Source organism: Pseudomonas graminis (assembly GCF_004364335.1).
Lineage (GTDB): Bacteria > Pseudomonadota > Gammaproteobacteria > Pseudomonadales > Pseudomonadaceae > Aquipseudomonas > Aquipseudomonas graminis_D.
Map to the genome: position 1 here is coordinate 26,462 of NZ_SOCR01000018.1, position 21,785 is coordinate 48,246.

18 protein-coding genes and 4 pseudogenes are annotated in these 21,785 nt (G+C 57.7%); 16 read left to right on the forward strand and 6 right to left on the reverse strand.

The window, feature by feature from the left end:
• Window positions 1-123: 123 nt before the first annotated feature.
• The gene (locus EC919_RS27525; RefSeq protein WP_243842345.1) at window positions 124-417 is read left to right on the forward strand and encodes a hypothetical protein; all 294 of its coding nucleotides are present in this window, start codon (window positions 124-126) and stop codon (window positions 415-417) included.
• A gap of 198 nt (window positions 418-615) precedes the next feature.
• On the opposite strand, the gene EC919_RS27250 is transcribed toward EC919_RS27525, so the two are convergent.
• Window positions 616-753 carry a hypothetical protein gene (locus EC919_RS27250; RefSeq protein ID WP_166650636.1) on the reverse strand — a complete coding sequence of 46 codons (138 nt, stop codon included), beginning with the start codon at window positions 751-753 and terminating at the stop codon, window positions 616-618.
• A gap of 450 nt (window positions 754-1,203) precedes the next feature.
• Entirely contained in the window at window positions 1,204-2,748 is a 1,545-nt protein-coding gene (locus tag EC919_RS25845; protein ID WP_133777131.1) for a M10 family metallopeptidase C-terminal domain-containing protein, read from the reverse strand.
• 610 nt (window positions 2,749-3,358) lie between these two features.
• On the opposite strand from EC919_RS25845, the pseudogene EC919_RS28030 reads away from it, so the two are divergent.
• The 12 genes and pseudogenes from EC919_RS28030 to EC919_RS28040 form a co-directional block, all read left to right on the forward strand.
• A pseudogene (locus tag EC919_RS28030) lies at window positions 3,359-4,126 on the forward strand (MCP four helix bundle domain-containing protein); the annotation flags it as partial.
• Between the two features lie 69 nt (window positions 4,127-4,195).
• Window positions 4,196-4,984, forward strand: coding sequence for a methyl-accepting chemotaxis protein (locus EC919_RS28035; RefSeq protein WP_432213854.1), 789 nt, complete (start codon window positions 4,196-4,198; stop codon window positions 4,982-4,984).
• A 758-nt stretch (window positions 4,985-5,742) separates the two neighbouring features.
• The gene (locus EC919_RS27255; RefSeq protein ID WP_166650637.1) at window positions 5,743-5,904 is read left to right on the forward strand and encodes a hypothetical protein; all 162 of its coding nucleotides are present in this window, start codon (window positions 5,743-5,745) and stop codon (window positions 5,902-5,904) included.
• Between the two features lie 69 nt (window positions 5,905-5,973).
• Entirely contained in the window at window positions 5,974-7,023 is a 1,050-nt protein-coding gene (gene oxdA, locus EC919_RS25855; protein WP_133777133.1) for an aliphatic aldoxime dehydratase, read from the forward strand.
• Between the two features lie 87 nt (window positions 7,024-7,110).
• A complete protein-coding gene (locus tag EC919_RS25860) occupies window positions 7,111-7,977 on the forward strand; it encodes a transporter (protein ID WP_133777134.1) in 867 nt (288 codons plus the stop codon).
• 111 nt (window positions 7,978-8,088) lie between these two features.
• Window positions 8,089-9,603 (forward strand): amidase, encoded by a 1,515-nt coding sequence (locus tag EC919_RS25865; RefSeq protein WP_133777135.1) that lies wholly within the window; start codon window positions 8,089-8,091, stop codon window positions 9,601-9,603.
• 68 nt (window positions 9,604-9,671) lie between these two features.
• The gene (nthA, locus tag EC919_RS25870) at window positions 9,672-10,304 is read left to right on the forward strand and encodes a nitrile hydratase subunit alpha (protein WP_133777136.1); all 633 of its coding nucleotides are present in this window, start codon (window positions 9,672-9,674) and stop codon (window positions 10,302-10,304) included.
• 18 nt (window positions 10,305-10,322) lie between these two features.
• Window positions 10,323-10,631, forward strand: a complete 309-nt coding sequence (locus tag EC919_RS27680; protein WP_347876992.1) for a hypothetical protein — start codon at window positions 10,323-10,325, stop codon at window positions 10,629-10,631.
• Window positions 10,631-10,990 (forward strand): SH3-like domain-containing protein, encoded by a 360-nt coding sequence (locus EC919_RS27685; protein WP_347876993.1) that lies wholly within the window; start codon window positions 10,631-10,633, stop codon window positions 10,988-10,990. Before EC919_RS27680 ends, EC919_RS27685 begins: the two co-directional genes overlap by 1 nt.
• Window positions 10,983-11,435, forward strand: coding sequence for a nitrile hydratase accessory protein (locus EC919_RS25880; RefSeq protein ID WP_133777137.1), 453 nt, complete (start codon window positions 10,983-10,985; stop codon window positions 11,433-11,435). The genes EC919_RS27685 and EC919_RS25880 overlap by 8 nt, the downstream gene beginning before the upstream one ends.
• A gap of 28 nt (window positions 11,436-11,463) precedes the next feature.
• A pseudogene (locus tag EC919_RS27620) lies at window positions 11,464-12,456 on the forward strand (PAS domain-containing protein); the annotation flags it as partial.
• 30 nt (window positions 12,457-12,486) lie between these two features.
• Window positions 12,487-12,744 (forward strand): annotated as a pseudogene (locus tag EC919_RS28040) (methyl-accepting chemotaxis protein); the annotation flags it as partial.
• Window positions 12,745-12,768: 24 nt separating this feature from the next.
• Here EC919_RS28040 and EC919_RS25890 read toward each other — a convergent pair.
• Window positions 12,769-13,824 carry a helix-turn-helix domain-containing protein gene (locus tag EC919_RS25890; RefSeq protein ID WP_432213852.1) on the reverse strand — a complete coding sequence of 352 codons (1,056 nt, stop codon included), beginning with the start codon at window positions 13,822-13,824 and terminating at the stop codon, window positions 12,769-12,771.
• A 456-nt stretch (window positions 13,825-14,280) separates the two neighbouring features.
• Window positions 14,281-14,505: pseudogene (locus tag EC919_RS25895) on the reverse strand (transposase); the annotation flags it as partial.
• A 5-nt stretch (window positions 14,506-14,510) separates the two neighbouring features.
• Here EC919_RS25895 and EC919_RS27260 point away from each other — a divergent pair.
• The gene (locus tag EC919_RS27260; RefSeq protein ID WP_166650638.1) at window positions 14,511-14,687 is read left to right on the forward strand and encodes a hypothetical protein; all 177 of its coding nucleotides are present in this window, start codon (window positions 14,511-14,513) and stop codon (window positions 14,685-14,687) included.
• Window positions 14,688-14,863: 176 nt separating this feature from the next.
• Here EC919_RS27260 and EC919_RS25900 read toward each other — a convergent pair whose 3' ends face one another.
• Window positions 14,864-15,517, reverse strand: a complete 654-nt coding sequence (locus EC919_RS25900) for a polysaccharide lyase family 7 protein (protein WP_133777139.1) — start codon at window positions 15,515-15,517, stop codon at window positions 14,864-14,866.
• A gap of 675 nt (window positions 15,518-16,192) precedes the next feature.
• Between EC919_RS25900 and EC919_RS25905 the strand changes: the two genes are divergently transcribed.
• Window positions 16,193-18,295, forward strand: coding sequence for a putative bifunctional diguanylate cyclase/phosphodiesterase (locus EC919_RS25905; RefSeq protein WP_133777140.1), 2,103 nt, complete (start codon window positions 16,193-16,195; stop codon window positions 18,293-18,295).
• A gap of 119 nt (window positions 18,296-18,414) precedes the next feature.
• On the opposite strand, the gene EC919_RS25910 is transcribed toward EC919_RS25905, so the two are convergent.
• Window positions 18,415-20,655 (reverse strand): putative bifunctional diguanylate cyclase/phosphodiesterase, encoded by a 2,241-nt coding sequence (locus tag EC919_RS25910; RefSeq protein ID WP_133777141.1) that lies wholly within the window; start codon window positions 20,653-20,655, stop codon window positions 18,415-18,417.
• Window positions 20,656-21,012: 357 nt separating this feature from the next.
• Here EC919_RS25910 and EC919_RS25915 point away from each other — a divergent pair, with 357 nt between their 5' ends.
• Complete coding sequence (locus EC919_RS25915; protein ID WP_133777142.1) at window positions 21,013-21,612, forward strand: chemotaxis protein CheB; 600 nt, start codon at window positions 21,013-21,015, stop codon at window positions 21,610-21,612.
• Window positions 21,613-21,785: the final 173 nt, after the last annotated feature.

The window sequence follows — 21,785 nt, forward strand, 5'->3', positions numbered from 1 at the left end:
GCTGGGTAAGATCGTAGCTACCGTATGAGTCGCTTCTGGTTTCATAGACACCTCCAAGCCTCATAATGAGGCCAAAACAGGAGGTGCGATGAACTGGCGCTCGAAGGCTACCTGACGGGGCAGTTGAACAGCCCCAACCTGGTGTTCACGGCCCCCACCGTCGAAGGAACGGCCGGCAGCGACGTGATCATAGGGACCGCTACGTCGGAAGTCATTTACGGCTTGGCCGGCAAGGACCATATCGACGGCGGCATAGGCTCGGATCTGATCATCGGAGGCACAGGTGCTCACCTGTTGATCGCCGGCGGCGACCCCAATCTCTCGGTCTATCGCCGCAATGGCACCAACGACGCTGACGTGTTCCGCTACACGGCGGCGACTGACAGCTACCGGAGAGCCAGAGCCTTGTGGATCTGATTGCCCGGTTCGCCGACAACAATGACAAGACCGAAGCTGGCAATCACTCTTGCGGGATTGTGGGAGGCCGGGGAGGGGTACCCAAGGTGTCGCTCCTCTTGCTGGCCGCTGTAATCCAGGGCTCAAGTCTCCTTGGATTACAGCGATTACTCGGACATGAGAAAAATGCTGGGGTCAGACGCGTTCAGTAGCAAATGTCTACTTTTTCTTTTTGTCTGGGGTTTGAGTCAGTGCCGAACCAGCGACTGATTTTTCTGCAGCAGAAGATTTATCGTCCTTCAATTGCTTACCTGCTTTTGACGCTACGCCTTTGCTGGTTTTTTCATTGCTAGCCATATTGAGCCTCCAGTAGGTGTGCCGGTGATGGCACTGTTTCTCTTCTAATGTATAGCTGAGCGGCTGGCTTTGGGCGAATCATAAACAGGACTTTTTGGAAACTGCTTACATCAGCAGGTGCTGGCACCACTGTTTTCCTCTATTAGTAGTTAGCCTTTTAGAGTCGGTGATCCGGTCATTCCTCTGTCGGTTCTACCGGCAATCGTAGATTCGCACCGTGGTGATATTGGCAAGGGGGAAACTGCGTAGCAAATGCACAAGGATACTGATGCACCTACGATCATCCTTGGCTCTTGATATCGTGCAGCAGCCCCGGCTGGTGGCTGCTTACGGTCGATAGCGGTCGGTCATGGGTGACCGCTTTCGCCCCACAGCTGCCGTTCAGCACGCACACCGTAGCGGTTGCGTAAGCTAAAGTTGCGTGCTGATAGCCCAGTTGCTCAGGCAGCGTTAGCCCACGTGGTCAATGTCAATAGTGGTGTGGCCAATGAGGACCACCTCTGCCTTATCAGCAACCACCAAATCGGCATTGGTGATCAACTGCGTGTAGTCGAATCCGGCTAGCGTGACCTGGAAAGCGTGCCCATCGGCCCCCGCTTCGCTGCTGCGCAGGTAGGTACGATCAGTGTTTTCATCGTAGGTCATGCGCAAGGTACCGTCGCGGCCGTCTCCCAAACCGGTCACGCCGAGCGCGGCGACGTCGAGCTTGTCCTGGCCCCAGATGAAGTCAGTGATCAGGTCGCTGCTACCGGCATAGCTGTCGGCGCTGCTCGTGAACACGAACCGGTCGTTGCCTGTACCGCCAGTGAGCTTGTCCGCGCCTAGCCCACCGGTCAGCACATCGTCGCCGGCGTTACCCTCCAGCGTGTCGTTTCCGGCGCCGCCGGCCAGCGTGTCGTTTCCCCAGTAGCCATACAGGATGTTCGCCTTGTCGTCGCCGGCCAGATTCACGGGTGTGATCGGCTGCGGGGTGGTCACGGTGGTCGCGTCACTGGGCGGGGCGAACAGCACGGTGCTGGCATTGAGCTCACTGACGTGGTTCCCGCTGAGCAGAACTTCGAAGCGGTTGCCGTTGGCATCGGGCTCCAGCGATTTAAGCGCGGTGGTATCGCCGGCCAAGTTGAGGACCACCTTCAGCGTACCATTGTAGCCGTTGCCCAGCCCGGTGAAGCTCAACGCTGACACGTCGATCATGTCATGGCCGCTGCCACTGAAGTCGGTGATTAGGTCGCGGCTGCTGTAGCTACCACTGGCATCATTACGGTAGCTGTCGCTGAGCCGGGTATACACGAAATTGTCGGCACCTGCTCCGCCGCTCAGGGTATCGCCGCCGGCGCCGCCGAATAGCCGGTCATTGCCCGCACCTGCTTCGACGGTATCGCGGCCAGTGCCGGCCTTCAGGGATTCGCTGGCGTGTGTGCCTTCGAGCAGATCGTTGTGCGAAGTGCCGTTGATCAGCGGCTGGAAGTTGGCATCGGTAATAAGGCCGCTATTGGCCAGAAACTGCACGGCAAAATGTTTGCCATTACCGTCTCGCTCGTAGCTTTCCAAAATGTAAATGCCGCGCAGAGGCTCGCTACGGATGTGCAAGGTATCGCCATAACCATTGCCTAAATGGCTATAGCCCAGAGCCGACACGTCGAGGATATCGTGGGCGGGATCGAAATAGTTGATGGTGTCGGTATATTCGCCTCCGTCCTTGATATAGCTGTCGCCGAGGCGGTCGAAGCGGAATACATCATTACCGGCGCCGCCGTCCATACCGTCGTATCCGGCACTGGAGACCATCACATCGTTGCCCCCCCCGCTGACTAGCTGGTCGTTGCCGCCCCCACCCATTAGCAGTTCATTGGCCAGCCCACCACGTATGTAGTCATTGCCAGGAGTACCCTGCACGATGAGTTCGATCGCGTTCTTGCTGACCTGGCTACTGGCACTTGTGACCTGTAAATCCGTATAGCTGGTGACTTCCTTGATGCCGGAAATTTGGGTCATACCTGTTCCTTATCTGCGGTTGGTCCACAGCACGTGTGGTGTAACGCTATTAACGCCGTTTCGTTGCGGGCAATGGGCCGGTATCGACGAAGCGGCGATAAGAAGCGGGTCAATACACATCGTTACGCGGTAGCCTTTAGGTGTTTGACATTCGATGCCAATGGCCGCTTTGGGTCGATAGCGGCCCCCCAAAGACCTTGGGTTTTATCAGATTTCGGTACTAGATGCTGTCAACGCAACGCTTCTTAATTCGTATCGGGAAGGCTGGCCAGCTGATCGAGCAGTTGGGCACCTGCAGCGTCCAACCGCAGACGCGCTTTATCCCAGAAGCCGCATGACAGCTCGTACTCGTACAGCGGCACGATCGGCAGTCGATGGATCTGCCAAAGGTGTCAGAGCAATCCCTGGCCCACCCCCTGACGCTGATGCACGACCTTGATCTTGTTGATGTACATTCGGATACAACAATAACGGTTCGACGATATTGCTCGCTACCTGGCCGCACTGATACCGCTGTAATCGACCCTTGTTCTAAATTTATGTTTTTCATTGCCGATGGCTTCCGTACAGAACGCAGAAAGTTTCTGCGTTTGCCCTTCGGAGTTGCACCGTGAACCTACGTTCTTTAAATATTGCGCCCCGTGCCGCCTTGTGTTTCGGTTTAATCACGCTGCTGGTCATTGCCCTCGGCGGCTTCGCATACGTGCAGCTAGGGAAGCTGCGTGGCACCGAGCAGGACATCGAAAAGAACTGGCTGATCAGCGTGCAAACCGCCGACGACATCCAGATCGCGCTGCTCGGCGCGCGCCTGGAGAGCATCCGTCTTCTGTCGACTTCGAATCCCCAAGAGCAAGCGACCGCCGTGCAGCACCTGGAAGACGCTAAGCGCATGCTCAACGAGCGCACCGACTTCTACCGCAATAACCTCATTTCCGACCCAGAAGAAGGGGCCAAATTCGAGGCCGCAGCGGCGCTGATGAAGACCTATCTTGATGGACTGCAACGCGTCGTCGATCTTGACGCTACCCAGCATGAGCAGGCCGTGACATTCGCCAACACTGAACAACGCGATCGTGCCGCAGCATACCAGGTCAAACTCAATGAGTTGCGCCAGCACAATACCGACGGCGCTGCAGCAGCAGGCGTGACCGCCACTGAGGTGTATGCCCACAGCATCACCATCGTCGATAGTGTGGTACTCGCCGCGCTGGTGCTGACGCTGGTGCTCGCCACCCTGCTGACTCGCAGCATTGTCCAGCCTATGAGCGCCTCGCTGAAAATGGCCGAGGAAATCGCCGACGGCGACCTGCGTCTTATCCTGGAGGTTAAGGGTAATGACGAATCTGCGCGGTTGATGCGCGCGCTAAACACCATGCAAGGCAACCTGCGAAGCACCATAGAGCAGATCTCCGATGCTTCCGCACAGCTCAGTTCCGCCGCAGTAGAGATGACTTCCATCACCGAGAGCGCCAGCCTCACCCTGCAGCAGCAAAACAGTGAGATCGAGCAGGCCGCCACGGCGGTAAACCAGATGAGCGCCGCCGTCGATGAGGTCGCGCTTAACGCTAACTCCACCTCCGAAGCGGCCGAGGACTCCACACGCGCTGCCGCCACCGGTAACCAGAAAGTCGGCGAAACCCTACATGCCATGCGCAGCCTAACGGACCGCGTGGAAATGACCTCTGAACAGGTGCAGGGCCTCGCTGGTCAGGCGCAGGACATCAGCAAGGTGCTGAGCGTGATCCGTGCCATTGCAGAACAGACCAACCTGCTGGCCTTGAACGCCGCGATCGAAGCGGCCCGCGCTGGTGAGCAAGGCCGAGGCTTCGCCGTGGTGGCTGATGAGGTTCGGGCACTGGCTCATCGCACACAAACCTCAACTCTGGAAATCGAACAGATGATTTCAAGTATCCAAGCAGGCACGTCACTGGTTGTGGATTCGATGAGCAGCAGCACCATCGAGGCACACAACACGCAGCGCACTGCCGACGAAGCCGGGATGTCACTGAAAGTCATCGCCGACTCGGTGCAACTGATCAATGACCGCAATCAGCAGATCGCCACTGCCGCGGAAGAGCAGGCTCATGTAGCTCGCGAAGTAGACCGCGCGCTCGTGAGCATTCGCAACCTGGCGCTGCAGAGCAGCGAAGGCACGCAGCAAACCCTGGCCGCCAGCAATGAGCTCTCGCAGCTGGCGGTGAACTTGAATCAGATGGTAGCGCGCTTCAAGACCTGAAATTAGCGTTTAATCTAGTATGGAAAATTGACCTATCAATGATCAGAACTTCATTTCTAGAGACGCTGACAATGTGGTCGCTTTTCGAGTTAGCTCCGATCTTTCGCCAAGGCCAGAGGCTCCAAAGAAACCGAAGTTGACGATCGTCCGGCACTCGCCGAGCATGAAAAGAATGTGCGTGCTGGACTTATAGACAGGGAAGTATCGAATCGCGAATTGCCACGCCTCAATCGGCCTCAAGCATCGTGACTAAATGACCAAGCGCAGCGAAACCATGTTCTGTCTCGTCACAGACGGCTGCGGGTCGGAAGCAGACGGTCTTGGCTGACCGCTTTTCGACCCAAAGCAGCCGCTCCGACTGAGAGCCTTTGCCACCTGCTACAGCTAGCTGCGTGGAACGGATTTTTATGGTAAACTAGGCCAGCTCAAGGTTTGCCTGACAGCCGTTTGGGCCTGTCGCAGGCAGCCACTGCCTATGGAGTCTGCTGGTAGCCATACACTGTTCACGCACCTTCACTGAAAGCCAGCAAAGCCCCTATTTTCGCCCTCCCATAGCGCACTCCGCGAGCATTTTTCGCATGTCCGCACCACTACGATCCATTTTGGCTGTGAGCGCTGACAGCCAGGCCCGCCGGGGGGGTCAAGGCTGTCCGTGTCAACCATTCGGTTGTCCGCCAGAGCCAAGCGCCGCACCTCCCCACGCCCTAAATTCCTCCTCGACAAGCGTCCGAACTTAACGCGACCGAGGAGGCCATGCCATGCCGACACACACTCTGCCGTATCGCTTCGATTCAGCCTCGTTAATGCGCCAGCGCGACTTGGCGCCAGAAGAGTACGCGGTCTATTTCATCGAAGTCATCGGCTCGGCGCTCAGTGCGCGCTGGCTTGCTTTGAGACATGGACGATCACGCCAATCCTGATGCACCCCTCTGCCAGAACAACAACCTCTCTGCGCCCTATTGGCCAACACTGTAGCAACAGGAGTTCATATGGAATCTGCGATCGACAAGCACCTTCAATGCCCTCGGACGTTATCCAGCCGCGTGCCTGACGACTACCAGCCGCCGTTTCCGATGTGGACAGGCCGCGCCGATGCCAGCCTGCAACAGGTCGTGATGGGCTACCTGGGCGTGCAGTACCGAGGCGACGAGCAACGCGCCGCCGCCTTGCAGGCCATGCGTGGCATCGTTGCCAGCTTCGCGCTCGCCGATGGCCCGCTCAGCCATGATCTGACGCACCACACCGATAACAGCGGTTACGACAACCTCATCGTGGTCGGCTACTGGAGAGATCCAGGCGCGCACTGCCGCTGGTTGCGCTCGCCCGAAGTCAGCGCCTGGTGGGAGTCGGACGCACGCTTGAGCGACGGCTTGGGCTATTTCCGCGAGATGGTCGCGCCGCGTGCCGAGCAACTCGAGACCCTGTACGCCTTCAAGGATCAGTTGCCCGGCGTCGGCGCACTGCTGGACAACATCAGCGGTGACATCAAGGAGCACGGCTATTGGGGCTCGATGCGCGATCGCTTCCCGGCCTCGCAAACCGACTGGATGCAACCCACCGGCGAGCTACAAGTGGTGGCTGGAAACCCGGACAAGGGGGGCCGCGTGGTGGTGCTGGGTCACGACAACGTGGCGCTGATCCGCTCGGGCCAGGATTGGGTAGAGGCCGAAGCCGAAGAGCGCGCGCTGTACCTCAATGAGATGTTGCCAAGCCTGCAGGACGGCATGGACTTTCTACGCGACCAAGGCAAGGAGCTGGGCTGCTACAGCAACCGCTTCGTACGCAACATCGATCTGGACGGCAACCTGCTCGATATCGCTTACAACATCGGTCATTGGCGCTCGGTGGAAAAACTCGAGCGCTGGGCCGAATCGCATCCCACTCATCTGCGCATCTTCGTGACCTTTTTCCGCGTGGCGGCAGGTCTGACGAAACTGCGGCTCTACCACGAAGTGTCGGTGTCGGACGCCAGCAATCAGGTCTTCGAATACATCAACTGCCACCCCCAGACCGGCATGTTGCGCGACGCGAAGCGTTGATTCGTTCGCCCGCCTAGCACCTCCATAGACGCCACTGCGCGCCCTCGCGAACGGCGACGCGGATGATTCCCGTAAGGAAGTAAATCCATGAGCAAGCTACGCCCGTTGCTGCTGACCGCCATGCTGCCTGCCATTCAAGCCAATGCCGTGGAAGTGACGCCCGGCGACTACGAGCAGTACCCGATCGGGGCAACCATCGGCGCGATCTACTACCAGCACGCCAGCACCGATTCGCTGTATTCCCACGGCCATAAAGCCAGCGACAACTTCAACTTGACCTCCGATGTCAGCATCCTGCGGCTGCTGCATGTCTACCCATTGACCGACACCTTGACGATCGACCCACAGTTCCTGTTGCCCTTCGGCCACATCAAGGGCGGCGGCGATGCCTCCGCGCTGGACAGCACCACTGGCATCGGCGACCTGATCCTTACCGCGCCGCTCAAGTGGCGCCTCAATGAGGCGCGCGACACCTTGAGCGTGGGTCCCTATGTCTATGTACCTACCGGCAACTACGACAAGAACGACGCGCTCAACCTGGGCGAAAACCGCTGGAAGTTCGACCTGCAAGGCGCCTACGTCAAACACTTCACTGACAAATGGGCGATGGACCTGGTGGCGGACGCCATCTGGTATGGCGACAACACCGACTACGGCGCCAACTCCACGCGCCTTGAACAGGACGTCTCTTATGCCGCGCAGATCATGGGCCGCTACATGCCGGACAGCACCACTACCTTCGGTCTTGGCTTCGGCCATACCTGGGGCGGCGAGACGCAGGTCGCTGGTGCCAATCAGGACGACCGCGCGGACATTACCAACGTCCGTTTGACGGCTACCAAGTTCGTCACCGCCAAGGACCAATTGCAATTGCAACTGGGCCGAGACCTTAGAGTGGAAAACGGCGCCCGGGAAGACTTTCGGATGAATCTGCGCTACGCCCACATCTTTTGATTCACCCACGCCTGGCGGGCGCAGCTGCAAGCCAGGCCGACGAGCTTTAACGTAAAGCTTGCAACTCAAAACGTGCGGCTTCCTTTTTAAACTTTGTACAGGAACACTCTTATGGCCATCGTGCGTCCCACGCCGGAGCAACTTCAGGATATTGCCAAACGGCTGCACATGCAGCTCACTCCCGAGCAAGCTAGCGAGTATCTGACCCTCATGCAGGGCAGTTTCGACGCTTACGATTTGGTAGACGAGCTGCCGGATAACGTCCCGCAGGTTCGCTACCCCCGCACTCAGAGCTATCGCCCCAGCGCCGAGCAGAACCCCTACAACGCCTGGTACTACAAGACCGAGATCAAGGGGGCCGCCGAGGGTAAATTATCCGGTCATACCGTGGCCCTCAAAGACAATGTGGCGCTGGCCGGCGTACCGATGATGAATGGCGCGGCCTCGCTGGAAGGCTTCGTGCCCAGCTTTGACGCCACCGTGGTGAGCCGCCTGCTGGACGCCGGCGCGACCATCCTCGGCAAGGCAACCTGCGAGCATTTCTGCCTGTCGGGCGGCAGCCATACCTCCGACCCTGGCCCGGTGCACAATCCGCGTCGCCATGGCTACTCGGCCGGCGGCTCCTCGTCAGGCAGCGCCGCACTGGTTGCGGCCGGCGAGGTGAGTATGGCCATCGCCTGCGACCAGGGTGGCTCGATCCGCATTCCGTCGGCCTTCTGTGGCACCTACGGCATGAAACCGACCCACGGGCTGGTGCCTTATACCGGCATCATGCCGATTGAAGCCACGGTCGACCACGTTGGGCCGATCACCGCCAATGTGTGCGATAACGCGCTGATGCTGGAGGTGCTGGCCGGCCCGGATGGCCTCGACCCACGCCAGTATTTCCCACGTGCCCAGGCCTACAGCAAAACCCTGGACCGTGGCATCAAGGGCCTGCGCATCGGCATTCTCGTCGAAGGCTTCGGGTTACCGAACCTCGACCCGAGAGTGGGTGACTGCGTACGTCAGGCGATCGCCCACTTCGAGCGTCTGGGCGGGCACGTGGCCGAGGTCTCGGTCCCGGAACATCAACTGGCGGGCGCCCTGTGGAACCCCATCGGCTGCGAAGGCCTGACCGTTCAGATGATGCATGGCAGCGGCATGGGCTTTAACTGGAAGGGCCTCTATGACGTCGAATTGCTGAAGAAGCATGTCGGCTGGCGAGACAGCGCTGACAACCTGTCCGCCTCGCTGAAAATGTGCATGTTCGTGGGCCAGTATGGACTGGAACGGTACAACGGCCGCTATTACGCCAAGGCGCAGAACCTCGCTCGCCTTGCCCGGGCCGGGTACGACCATGCGCTGGAAGATTTCGACCTGCTGGTCATGCCCACCGTGCCGATCACCGCGCAGCGCCTGCCCGAGCCCGGCTGCTCGATCGTCGAATACGTGTCCCGCGCACTGGAGATGATCGGCAATACCGCCGGCTTCGATGTCACTGGCCATCCGGCGATGTCGATCCCCTGTGGTCGAGTGGACGGGCTGCCGGTGGGCCTGATGTTGGTAGGTCGTCACTTCGACGAGAGCACCCTCTACCAGGCTGCGGCAGCCTTCGAGGCGGACACCGACTGGCAGGCGCTGTAACGCCGGAATTGGCCGCGCAGCCACGTCTTCGGCTGCCCGGACTCACATAGCTTGCAGGAATCCTGATTATGAAACACACCCCTACCGATTACCACGATCACGAACACACCGAACCGCCTAGCGACATCGAACTGCGGGTCAAGGCGTTGGAATCCATCCTCCAGGAAAAGCAGCTGATCGACCCCGCCGCGCTGGACGCCTTGATCGACATCTACGAACACAAGGTCGGGCCGCGCAATGGCGCCCAAGTGGTGGCCAAGGCCTGGAGCGACCCGCAGTACAAGCAACGGCTGCTGCAAGATGCCACAGCGGCGATCGCCGAGCTGGGTTTCGGCGGTGTACAGGGTGAAGACATGCTGGTGGTGGAGAACACCGCGGCCGTGCATAACGTGGTGGTCTGCACACTGTGCTCCTGTTACCCGTGGCCCACCTTGGGCCTGCCGCCTATCTGGTACAAGTCGGCGCCCTATCGCTCGCGCATCGTTATCGAACCGCGCAGCGTGCTGGCCGAATTTGGCGTCACCCTGGCGCCGAGCAAGGAAGTCAGGGTGTGGGACAGCAACGCCGAGTTGCGCTACCTGGTGCTGCCTGAACGCCCCGTCGACACCGAGGGCTGGAGCGAGGCGCAACTCATGAAACTGGTGACCCGTAATGCCATGATCGGCACCGGCCTGGCCCTGCCGGCTGGCGACATTCGTTGATGCCCTGGAGCGATCGCCATGAATTCGATACATGACCTCGGCGGCATGCATGGGCTCGGCCCGGTGCTGCAAGACCCGAACGAAGTACTGTTTCGCCACGACTGGGAGCGGCGTATTTTCGGTTTGTTCTTTGCGGCCTTCGGTGGCGGCCATTTCAACATCGACGAATTTCGCCATGCTGTCGAACGCATGGAGCCCGTGCACTACCTGACGTCCAGCTACTACGAGCATTGGGTGCACGGTATAGAAAGCCTGCTGATCGCCAAAGGCGTGATCGGCCAGGACGAACTGGCAGCCAGAATGCTCAGCCTCAAAGGAGCCGCGTGATGCCTGTACTGACCGAAGAATTCGTACCCATACTGGTCAAGACCGGCGCTTCGGCGCGGGTCGACGTGGCGCGCACCGCACGCTTTCGCGTTGGCGACTGGGTACGCGTGAAAAATATCAACCCCACCACTCACACGCGCATGCCCCGTTATGTGCGCGGCAAGCTGGGCTGCATAAAGCGCGACCACGGCGTGTTCATCACCCCCGATGCGGTCGCACACGGCCTGGGGGAGCACCCTCAGCACCTGTACAGCGTCAGCTTCAGTGCCACCGAGCTATGGGGTGATGTCGCACTCGCCCAGGACAGCCTGCGCATTGATCTTTGGGATGACTATATGGAGCTCGCCGAGCATGAATGATATCGACGCTATGACAGCTGCACGGGTTCCCTTGGACGAGGAAGGCCCGGTGTTCGATGCGCCTTGGCAAGCCAACGTGTTCGCGCTCACCGTACAGCTGTTCAAGAGCGGTGCCTTTGACTGGTCGCAGTGGGTCCAGGTGATCGGCGAAGAGATAAAGGCCGCGCCCGCACGCCCCGGTGAGCGGGTCAACGACGCCTACTACCGGCAATGGACGAGCGCCTTCGAAAGGCTGATCGCGCAGCTCGGCATCGCCGACGGGCCGACCCTCTCGCGACGCGCCGAACAATGGCGTCAGGCCTATCTGCATACTCCCCATGGCGTCGCCGTGGCGCTGGGCAATGCCGATTGCCCACCCGCCCATGGGCACCCGCGCCGCCATGGGGCGGTCGCGATCAGCCCGGCCACTACCCGCGACATCGCCCAGGCGATCGATCCTGTCTGACGTAGGCGTTTTTTGCTGGAGGTATTGCATGGTTTTATTCAAAGGGTTGGCAGTACGGCGAGTACTCCAGCAATTGACGGATCGTTTCGAAACCACCCACGCGGTCGGCGAGCCACTGACCGCTGACGATCCGTTACTGCAAAAAGTATTGTCGGGTTTCGAGGGCTTACGCACCGAACGAGACGATCTCGAAGCGCGGCTAGCGGCTGTCGAGAAAATCATCGCTCATGAGATCGCCGCGCGTGAGTTCGCCCAAGAGGCGTTGTCGCTACAAAATCAGCGTTGGAATCGCTTCACTCAAAACCCCGGGGAGGCATTTTGGGAGCTGCGTATCGACGCCTCCACGCTTTCTTCACACAGTGAGATCTGGTGGTCCAACGCACTCGATGGGCAAGTGCTGCCATCGCGATTCGGGCATCTGCTGGAGGCGATTCATCCCGCTGATCGCGACGTCTTCCACAGGGCACTGGCCAGCCATCTCAACGACCGCAATGCGCGCGGGACGCTTTGCCACGAGTACCGTCTGGACATCGGTCAGGGCGAGTACCGCTGGACCCGGATGAGCGCGCGGCTGTGGCGCGGCGATCACGACCAATCGCAAATGGCAGCAGGTACCTTGCACGATATTCATCAGCAACGAATGCAGGAACAGGAACTGACACTGGCCGCCACGCGCTTCGAGATTTCCCGTGAAATGCTCCATGACGGGTTATGGGATATCGAGGTCATCGCGGGCGATCCAGCCAATCCGAAAAATGCTATCTGGTGGTCTTCGCAAATGCGTCGCTTGCTGGGGCATACCACCCTCGAGGAATTTCCCAACACGCTGGAGGCCTGGTCGTCGCGCCTGCATCCCGAAGACAGCCAGTTCGCTATTAATGCCTTCGTCGCCCACGTCAACGATCACAGCGGCCAGACGCCTTTCGATGTAGCTTATCGCTTGCGCCACAAGACGGGCGAGTACCGCTGGTTTCGTGGCCGTGGTCAGACCAGGCGCGCCGCCGATGGCTCGCCCCTGCGCGTGGTCGGCGCGATCACCGACATTCATGCCAGCCACGAAGAGCGTCAGTTGCGCGAGGCCCAGGCGCTCCAACACACCGCCATGCAGGAGAACCTCATCCAACTGACCCATATCGTCACCACCATCCAGGGCATCGCCAACCAGACCAACCTGCTCGCCCTCAACGCGGCGATAGAAGCCGCCCGAGCGGGTGAGGCCGGTCGGGGCTTTGCAGTGGTCGCGGATGAAGTACGCAAACTGGCCACTCGCACCACCGAGGCCACTCAACAGGCCGCTAATATGATTGCTCGTTGAGTGCCAGGGTGGGCGGTATCAGCCAATCCCACGCCCCGCCGATTCACGCCACTCGCTGGGCGAGTAGCCATGGGTTTCGCGAAAAGCACGGCCGAAATGGGAGAGGTCGTTGAATCCCCAGGCGAAGGCGATATCCGAGATTCTTCGGGCCGCCTGGCTTGGGCTCACAAGGTCCATCGCACAGCGCTCCAGGCGTCGACGCAGCACATAGCGCATCAGCGACAGCCCTTCCGCTTCGAACAACCGGTTGACGTAGCGGCTGGAAAGCCCCAGCGCGCAGGTCACCTGACTGACACCCAGTGTCGGGTCGCGAAGGTGATCGTTGACGAACATCTTCACCCGCATCAGGGTCAGGGTCTTGCATTTGGAGTGCTCGGCGTCCAACGGGTGAAGGTCGCCCATGGCCAGGGTGATGATGTTGGTCGCGGCCTCCGACAAGCTACTCATCTCCGCCGCCGTGAACTGCCCGATCTGCCCGGCGATGCTCTGCAAAAACATGCGCATGACCCGACCGGTCGGGGTGTCAGTCGAGACCCGCGTAGCGATCCGCCGCTCCATGTTCATGACGCGTTGATCCAGGCTCGCGCGCGGCACGCTGACGATGATCTGCCGCCAATCTTCGGTGAAGCTCAACTGATGCGGACGCGTGGCATCGTACACGGCAAAATCGCCGGGCCCGATAATAGTCCGGTTGCCATCCTGTTCCAGCGACTCCGTGCCTTGGAGCATCAGTACCGCAAAGTACTTGTCCTCGTCATGACTGCGCGGTTGCAGATGGCGTCGGTTGACCGCCTGAGCAGCGGCGCTGACGTCGCTGATCCGCAACAGGTCGCACTTCTGCGATTTTACCTTTCCAAAAAAATCGGGGTTGCCGACAGCGCCGATTTCAACATCGGCGAACAAACGCAGAATTATTTCGCGCCAGAAATCAACGCAGTCGCCCGCTCCATGGCTAGGGGTGGCGACATCTATGCTTTCGCTGGTCCAGTCGTGATTCGAGAGTTTCGCGCGCGGGTCCTTTGTAGCGCTACGCGGAGAGCGGTGCTTGGGCCCGCCGTACAGGTACATAACCATTCACATCCCCCCATCAGGAAATGTCTTTTCAGGATGAACAAAAGCTTCACAACGCCAAAACGACGAACAGTCGAATTTGACCTTATGAAAGCCACATCCAGGCAGGCCGATCACAAACTATAACTGCCGTCGGCAAGACCAACGATCGAGGCGCCCGTCTGGGCGCTTAGCACTCTGGTTTGGCGCTTTATCTGTGTATTTTTACCGTGAATATCCGCTGTCTTCCACTCGCGCAGATCAAAGGGCCGTTTCAGCAGAGTTTTAATTCCTGCTGAGTCATGTCGTGCCACATATAGCTGCACCAAAGCCCATGCGCCCCCCAACCCTGCGACCTCGATGCCTGCCTGCTTAGCATAGGCCGCTACGCCGGTATAAATGCGCTTGTGAGCGTAGTCCGACCCCGAAGCGGCGCGAACAGCGGCATCTTGGATTCTTCACGGTGATGCCCTGAGCGATCTAGGGTTTGTCCGAAAAGTCAGCCCGCAAGCATCTTTCGATGCAGGCCAGTGTGACCATGGCTTTAAAGCTGCTGGCCAGTTTGTCGTAACGCGTACAGATCCGACGTTTTTCCTTAAGCCAGCTGAACACCCGCTCAATAACGTTGCGTTTTTTGTACTGAGGCCTGTCAAACAGTCGAGGCAGGCCGGGTCGAGGCTTGCGATGCATCTTGCGCAGCGGAATCGAGCATGAGCAAACGCAGAGCGTTTAGTGCTTTTGTCCAGGTGCAGGACGATGACGGGGAAACCCCGTATTTGGTGAAGCTGATCCCAACAGAGGACGGCGCGGAACCGGACGACTGCATGTACGAATGCGGTGATCCTGACTGCCGTGAATGGCGGATTGCGGAAGTCCTCGATGACTAGGCTCAGCCGACCGGGGAACGAATCTATCACGTCACTGAATGCAACATGAGTGACCCGGCCAGTAAAGGGAAAACACGCAGGACCGCTCATGCTGGGCCGAGGTCGTAGAGGCATAGCGATTTTCGTCGCGAAAGCCTACCCCAGCTCCAGGAATGGACTCTAAGGATGTAGAAATCTCACTCGTGACTTACTTCCAACCGGGTGTAGGTCACCTTGCCACCTTCAGTGGCATAGCCCACGTTATCCAAGGTATACACGCCAGCCTTAAAATAAAACGCATAATTGTGCCAGGCCGGTGCCAGTTGGATCTGCGGGCCGGCATTATTAATCAGAACCGTCAGCTTACCTTGCTTGTTCATTTGAATGGCGTACGCGAAAACTTTGTTGAGCGGCACGTCGGTCACCGTGTAGGCCACGGGACTTTTAACGTCTGTGGGATTAATGCGGTATTCCAAGTCAATATTGCCAATGCCATTTGCATAGCGGTACACCACCTTTAGCAAGGGCGTGGTGGCGTTCTTGGCATGGATCTGCGCGACCACCACGCGTCCGGTAGAAGGTACTTGGTTGACCGAGAGAGTGCCCTTGAGGGTATTAAGGCCACTGTTGTACAACCAATTGCGGGCTTTGCCATCCGTCGAGGTTTCCCGCAGTTCGGAACGTGGAAATTCGCTGTTGCCCGTATGCGAACCGTTAACCGGAGCCCAGAACACAACTTTGTCACCGGTGTTGGTGAAGTAAGAGGTTTGCAGCTTTGGCAGCGCGGCTGCGGTGGTCAAAGGCGGCGTTTCAACGGGAAGTGTGAGGTTCCAAATGGTAAGGTCGATCATGCCACTTAAGCTCGGGTGGGCTGGTCCCTCGCCCGGGAGGTTCAGCCTGTTAGTCGTAGCATTATTTTGCCATCCCTGACGCTACGTACGGGTTAATGGCCAGTTCCTGCATGCCTTGATGGCATTCTGACCTGCGCTGAAAGATTTATAATGGGCTTCAATGAAGCTGTTGACCCACGACGGCCAAACGTGCAGCAAGGTAAGGTCGGTACTGGTTCAACGTCAGAACGACTCCAAGGCCAAATTGCTGCCGCGATCTACACGAACTGCGCCTAGCTGGATGACCGCCAGTTGGATGAGATTATCGAATGAGTCCGTCTCTACAAGAAGTGATCCGGGAAAAATGAACGGGGGTGTCCGATGAGCAGGGACAACCGGCAATCCCGTTGCTAACTCCACGCTGCAAGCCCTGAAAGGTGACCACTGACCCTGCCACGGTAGCCGTGTTGGGCTCGTCGGTTCGGCCATTGACGTGATGCAGGCGAACATCGCTGAAGGGGACCAGCTCAGCCTTGATCCCAGGAAAAGGAATTTGTACCGGCGGTCTGACTCTATATATCTATTAAATTGCGGAGGTGAGACGTTGTATGAATGTGCGTCATGCTTGCGTGATGGACGATGCCGCACAAGCATTTTGATTTCATGCTTTCTTGAAATCGTTCGGAGCAAGGACGCATGGCCATTCCAATATTTATCCTTTGTGGGGCTCGTGAAAAAGCTGCATTCATTGAGCAGTTTACTGCTACCAACGAAGACTGGTTGATAAAGTTTTTCGAGAATGCGGCATCAGTGGTGCGTTCTTTAAGAGAACAATCGGCCGAACTCATTATCGTCAGCATGGCCCGCGGACGGTTCAGGGAAATGGCGAGATTCGTTGAATTTTATGATGCGGTGTCGTCGATACCTATATTGATGAGCGGAACAGAGTTGCAGCGCCGCGCCGCTGAGACATTCATCACCTGTGGTGCGCAAGGTTTCAGCTTAACTTATCCAAAGGATAGAGGTGTCGGTGTACAGATCGTTCGTGATCTGATCTTGCGCTTTCGCCTGCATAGGGCAGTGGAGAACCGTGGGGTGCGAGCCGAAGTCACGCTCAATGCCATCAGTGATGGAGTGATTGGCGCCGATACCGACGGCAATGTTGACTTCATCAATCCTGCGGCCGAAATGCTGACAGGCTGGTCCAGCGCCGAAGCCAAGGGACAATCGATTAGAAAGGTCATGTCCATCGATGTTGATCATTCCCTTGGGGATGAGCCACATCCTGTGCAACTAGCCTTGCAGAAGCGTTCTGCAGCGGGCTTAAGCGCAGGTGCCGTGTTGGTCAAACGCGACGGCAGCCGGGTGGATATAGAAGACTCAGTTGCCCCGATCATCGATCATCGCGGTAATCTGACAGGGGCTGTGGTGGTGTTTCACGATGTCTCGGAAGAGCGTGCCATGAAAGTGAAAACGACCTACCTGGCCGAGCACGACTACCTCACTCAGTTGCCCAATAGGGTATTGTTCCAGGATCGATTAGAACAAGCTGTACGCGCTGCGCGACGTGATAACCAGCGCTTGGCAGTGATGTTCATAGATTTGGATAATTTCAAATATATCAACGATTCCCTGGGGCACACAGTAGGCGACCAGCTTTTGTTCGCAGTGGCCGCCGCCCTGACCCGAAGCGTGCGCGCCTCGGACACTGTAAGCCGTCAGGGGGGTGATGAGTTCGTGGTGCTGCTGCCGGCGTTGCAGGCAGACGATAACGTCGAAGTGATTGCCAAGAAGATCTTGGAAGGAATCAATGCGGGACATCGAATAAATGAAAGCACGCTTCATATCTCTGCGAGTATCGGTATCAGTTTTTTCCCCTCTGATGCGTCCAGCGTCGAAGATCTGATCAAGCACGCAGACACCGCGCTCTACGATGCCAAAGTGAAGGGCCGCAATCGCTATCAATTCTTCCGGCCAACCATGAATGCCAATGCTGTGGAACGTCAGGTCATCGAAGCGGATCTGCGTAGCGCCCTGCGCCTTGGTCAGTTCATTCTGTACTATCAGCCCAAAGTGGATCTGAGCAGTGGCCGAATTACAGGCGTCGAAGCATTGGTGCGCTGGTCTCATCCGCGCGAGGGCATGGTGGCCCCCTCGCGCTTTATCGGTATTGCCGAGGACAGCAGGTTGATCATCCCGATCGGCGATTGGGTCGTGCGAACGGCTTGCCAACAAATAAAGCGATGGGACAAGCAAGGGCTGAAAAATGTCTGCGTAGCAGTCAACGTGTCGACCACCGAGTTATTGCATACCGGTTATGTCGACAATATCCTGGCGATCCTTGAGGAGACCGGGATCGCGCCCGGGGCCTTGCAACTCGAGCTGACTGAAAGCGTGCTGATGTCCGACCTGCCATTCAATCTGCAGGTTCTATCACGTTTAAAGGCTGCAGGTCTGAGCCTGGCGCTGGACGATTTCGGCACCGGTTATTCCAGCTTGGCGTATCTCACTCAATTGCCTTTCGACGTATTGAAGATCGACCAGTCCTTCATTCGGCATGTCAATTCACGTGCAAATAATTCTGCGGTGGTCGCTGCTATCCTTGCCATGGGTAAGAGCCTGCAGCACTGCGTAGTGGCTGAAGGCATCGAAGACTCCCTGGAGCTGGACTTTTTGCAGCGCAATGGTTGTCAGGAGGGGCAGGGCTACTTGTTTAGCCAACCGTTGAACGAACCGCAGGTGACTACTCTGCTGCTCGCAGGTAGCGTGATGATGCCGGCAATGCTTGACAGTCATTAATCGGTTGCAGTCCGGCGTTAGCGTTGGGCACCGTCTACTTCCAAGTAGCCACCGCAATGGAGTTCATTGACAGAGTGAACCTGTACGATTGCTCTCTCAGCCGAGGGGGAGGGTGGCCGTTATGGCTTCTTGTCAAGAAGCGGCCTCACATCCTTGGCCAGGAGCGGCAGACTGAGCAGGAAGCCTTGAGCATAGGGACAGCCGAGGGCTTTGAGTTGTTGCAGCTGGCTTCGCGTCTCGATACCCTCGGCCACAATCGCCAGATCCAATGCTTGGCCCAGAGACAGAATGCTCTTGACGATGGCGATGCTGCGTTCATGGCTCATCATGCGTGAGACAAATGAACGATCAATCTTGATGACATCTATAGGGTAGCGATCGATATATCCCAAAGAGCTGTAGCCGGTACCGAAGTCGTCCAGAGCGATGCGAATACCCAGGGCGCGAAGTTCCTCCAAGGTCTGGGCCACGATCTCCGGCTCATGCAAGAATACCGACTCGGTGATCTCGATCTGCAGAGCGCGCGCATCAAATCCGGTTTCGAGAAGGATGTCGGCCACTTGAGTGGCGAAGTTCTTGCGGTTGAGCTCGGCCCCCGACACGTTGACGTTGAGCTTGATAGCGCTCTGCACAGTGCTGTCGCTCCATTTGTTGATCTCCCGACAAGCATTGCGCATTACCCAACATCCAATGTCGTAAATAACGCCAATATCCTCGGCCACGCTGATGAAGACGTCAGGCGAAATGTTTCCCAAGGTCGGATGGTGCCACCTGATCAAGGCTTCTACGCCGATGATCTTTTCAGTTGTGATAGAGAAGATTGGTTGGTACACCAGATAGAACTCATCGCCTGTGATCGCATGCTTGAGTGCATTCTGTATTCCCAACATGTTGATCGATGCCTGACGCATGGAGAGATCGAAGACGGCCCAGCGGCCACGACCTTTCTTCTTGGCCGCGTACATTGCTACGTCTGCATCGCGAATTAATTCTTCGGCCGTGCTGTGTCGAGCATCCGAGGTGGCGATGCCGATACTGCAGGAAGTGAAGAGAGGCTGGCCATCGATCTGCATGGGTAAGCTTAGCGCCTGGGTAACTCGCCTGGCGGTCTCGATGGCGTGTTCTTGGTGGCCCACGCCGGTGAGCAGTATTGCGAACTCGTCGCCACCGATGCGCGCAATAACTGCATCAGGATCCACGCACTCATTCAGGCGTTCGGCCACCTGCTTGAGCAAAATGTCACCAGCGTGATGACCTATGCCGTCGTTGACGTATTTGAATCGATCCAGGTCCAGATACAACGCCGTGGCCGTGCCGAGGTGTTCCGGTTCTCCTTCGCTGAACGCTTTCTGGATACGCCCCATGAAGTAAACACGGTTCTTGAGCTTGGTGAGCTCGTCATGAAACGCGGCATAGGACAACTCTTCCTGTATTCGCTCTCGCTCCACCAGCCGTGATTCGAGCACCAGACGTTCCTCGCGGTCTAACCGCGCCTGGCGCAACGCTTCTTCGGTGTGCTTGCGCTCCGTGATGTCGCGTTGCACGGAAACGTAATGAGTGAACCAACCTTTCTCGTCTGCCACTGGAACGATACTCAACTGTACCCAGAAACGGGTCCCATCGCGTCGTGCGTTGATCAGCTCGACTTCGATCGGAGTCCATTGTTGCAGCGCTTCTCGCAGTTGCTGGAGCGTCTCGCGGTTGGTCTCCTCACATTGCAATATTCGTGGAGTCTGGCCTATGACCTCTTTGAGGGAAAAACCGGTAGCTGACAGGAATGCCGGATTGCAATAGACGATTCGCGGCCCCGGCAGATCGATAGGCTTGGCCTCGGTAATCAGAATAGCGTCCTTGGCATTGACTACCGCTGATTCCAGTAAGCGCAGGCGCTCTATGGCCACCCCGCCGGTCGCGTTGACCGGTCTTGATTGGAGGGTGCCGTACAGATCAGTCGCGTGAGCCTGCAGGCCATAGATCTGTGCGTCGCTCAGTCGTTTGTGGGGGAGTGGGATCATCATCAACACCACGCCCGCCAAGCCAGCTGCAGCATCCCTGATGGCGGTGCAGACCAGAAATTCACTGATCACTTGATCAAGGCCAATCGGGAGTGCGGAGTTATAAGGCATGGCCTCCCCTATATCCACCACGTCGCCGTAGGACACCACACTCTTCAACCAGGCATCGGTGTTTTCGCCGATGCTGAGGGACGGTACTCTTCCCCAGGTTGAGACAACGCTCCAGCTTACGCTCTCGCGCACCATCAGCATTGCGCCTACGCAGCCGGTTAGGTGGGAAGCAGCGCTTACGAAATTGCCTAAAGCTTTCTGCTCCGTTGAGCCAACGTGACGCTTCACGGCCATATACAATTCCTGAGACAGGGTATCAATGGGTGAGTCCGATGACAGCCCTGGCGCACTATGACATCGCCAGATATCGATCCACTAGCGCAACGGTGTAGTCGGGGATTGTTTGTGGCGATCGTCGTGCCGACAACAGCAAGTCGACGATCGAGAATGACTAGGCTCGCGAGGCCCAAGCTGACGTAGGCAAATGCATCTGTCAAAGATAGCCCATCACTGGGCACGAAGAAGTTATGGACTTATGCACCGCCTAGCTGGTTGATTTCATTAAATGCGGACGGGGGGATCGGGCTCCTGACATTGGGCCGTTAGAGAACGGCTAAGCTGTAGGCGTAGTTGCCCAGGATGATAAAGCTTATGGACAGTGGATGGATCATTGCAATTGGGGCTTCAGGTGGAGCTGGGCTTGAGGATATCTGTGATCTCCTATCGGCTCTCCCTCCCGACCTCGACGCTGTAGTCATGATTGTGCTGCATCGGCCTTGGGATCAAGCGAGCAAGCTGGCAGAGGTGCTTTCTGGAAGTTCGCAGATGACGGTGGTGGTTGCCGGCCAAGGTGAGCTTTTAGTTCCCGGGACTGCCTACATCGCAGAGCCGAGCATCCATCTCACCCTGCTCGATCGGACCTTTGCACTTTTGGCCGCTGATCGGGCTCGTCTTTATGGAAAACGCGCAATCGACCTGCTATTTCAATCAGTCGCCGACTGCGGAGGAACCAACACGATTGGTGTCGTGCTCTCAGGCTCTCTGGACGACGGATCACGCGGTTTAGCTGCTATCCATCATGCTGGTGGACAAACAATGGCGTTACGACCCTCATCATTGTTGGGCCACGCAATGCCTGAGAATGCCATTGCTTTTGATGGACCCGTTTCCGTGATTGGAAGCGGTTCGGAATTGGCGGCTGCGATCATCCGGCTCGTCCGTCCCGATGGGAAAGCAGTCGTAGGTATCTAAATCATTTATCAGCGCTTGTTAGCATCTGACCTCAAAACAGGTAGTGGCCTGAACGCTCCAGATACGTGTAGATACGATCGACCGCAACAGGGTGAACGGCGTAGGGCCGCTTGCCGCTCTTGCCCGAATCTATAAGTCATCGCGCCGAATTGCCTCGTCTCGGAAATAGGGCT

Bases quoted from the DNA above. Each gene is read 5' to 3' on its own strand.
- EC919_RS27250 (WP_166650636.1), bottom strand. From the start codon at position 753: ATGGCTAGCAATGAAAAAACCAGCAAAGGCGTAGCGTCAAAAGCAGGT.
- EC919_RS25845 (WP_133777131.1), bottom strand. From the start codon at position 2,748: ATGACCCAAATTTCCGGCATCAAGGAAGTCACCAGCTATACGGATTTA.
- EC919_RS28035 (WP_432213854.1), top strand. From the start codon at position 4,196: ATGACTTCCATCACCGAGAGCGCCAGCCTCACCCTGCAGCAGCAAAAC.
- EC919_RS27255 (WP_166650637.1), top strand. From the start codon at position 5,743: ATGCCGACACACACTCTGCCGTATCGCTTCGATTCAGCCTCGTTAATG.
- oxdA (WP_133777133.1), top strand. From the start codon at position 5,974: ATGGAATCTGCGATCGACAAGCACCTTCAATGCCCTCGGACGTTATCC.
- EC919_RS25860 (WP_133777134.1), top strand. From the start codon at position 7,111: ATGAGCAAGCTACGCCCGTTGCTGCTGACCGCCATGCTGCCTGCCATT.
- EC919_RS25865 (WP_133777135.1), top strand. From the start codon at position 8,089: ATGGCCATCGTGCGTCCCACGCCGGAGCAACTTCAGGATATTGCCAAA.
- nthA (WP_133777136.1), top strand. From the start codon at position 9,672: ATGAAACACACCCCTACCGATTACCACGATCACGAACACACCGAACCG.
- EC919_RS27680 (WP_347876992.1), top strand. From the start codon at position 10,323: ATGAATTCGATACATGACCTCGGCGGCATGCATGGGCTCGGCCCGGTG.
- EC919_RS27685 (WP_347876993.1), top strand. From the start codon at position 10,631: ATGCCTGTACTGACCGAAGAATTCGTACCCATACTGGTCAAGACCGGC.
- EC919_RS25880 (WP_133777137.1), top strand. From the start codon at position 10,983: ATGAATGATATCGACGCTATGACAGCTGCACGGGTTCCCTTGGACGAG.
- EC919_RS25890 (WP_432213852.1), bottom strand. From the start codon at position 13,824: ATGGTTATGTACCTGTACGGCGGGCCCAAGCACCGCTCTCCGCGTAGC.
- EC919_RS27260 (WP_166650638.1), top strand. From the start codon at position 14,511: ATGAGCAAACGCAGAGCGTTTAGTGCTTTTGTCCAGGTGCAGGACGAT.
- EC919_RS25900 (WP_133777139.1), bottom strand. From the start codon at position 15,517: ATGATCGACCTTACCATTTGGAACCTCACACTTCCCGTTGAAACGCCG.
- EC919_RS25905 (WP_133777140.1), top strand. From the start codon at position 16,193: ATGGCCATTCCAATATTTATCCTTTGTGGGGCTCGTGAAAAAGCTGCA.
- EC919_RS25910 (WP_133777141.1), bottom strand. From the start codon at position 20,655: ATGGCCGTGAAGCGTCACGTTGGCTCAACGGAGCAGAAAGCTTTAGGC.
- EC919_RS25915 (WP_133777142.1), top strand. From the start codon at position 21,013: ATGGACAGTGGATGGATCATTGCAATTGGGGCTTCAGGTGGAGCTGGG.